Annotated in this window: 2 protein-coding genes; both read right to left on the bottom strand. The window is 39.0% G+C overall.

Annotated elements, in window-relative coordinates:
* On the bottom strand, positions 1-283 hold a 283-nt coding region (locus ACYVRA_RS08905; protein ID WP_461252356.1), incomplete at its 3' end, for a hypothetical protein.
* Positions 249-451, bottom strand: a 203-nt coding sequence (locus ACYVRA_RS08900) for a hypothetical protein (protein WP_461252355.1), incomplete at its 5' end; no start/stop codon positions are given. The genes ACYVRA_RS08905 and ACYVRA_RS08900, both read right to left, overlap by 35 nt.

Here is a 451-nt window from a genome sequence, read left to right as displayed (position 1 = left end):
GTGGAGGACTGTCTTTGTTAAAGTAATTTGGATAGATATTTGCCTTGTTTTGAATACTGTCAGGCGGATTCTCACGGAATGGAAATTGAGGCTCTTTTTTGCTTATGATCATTTCCCAGTTGTTAATGACATTTGTTCCAAGGATAAGGTCATCTTCCTGACCGCCCTTATAATTGCCCGCAAACGCAAGAACTTTTGCAAGGACTAAATCCCCGATCATAATTTTATTTATGGAAAACGCCTCTGTTTCAATAAGACTGGCGCCGAGGCTGTATCTCATCATAAACCCCAAAGAATGTCCAGATGTTTTCCGCGAGGTGTCTTGGAATCATTGTGTTGTAACAGCCGGTATCTAAAAATATAGTAACCTCTTCAAAAGCTTTTTTCTGTATATTATAAACTTTCGCATCGAATTTGTAGCGATGCTCAAACAATTTCGATAATGCCACTG

This window comes from Treponema sp. R8-4-B8 (assembly GCF_054786175.1).
This window is presented reverse-complemented; position numbering and strand designations above follow the sequence as displayed.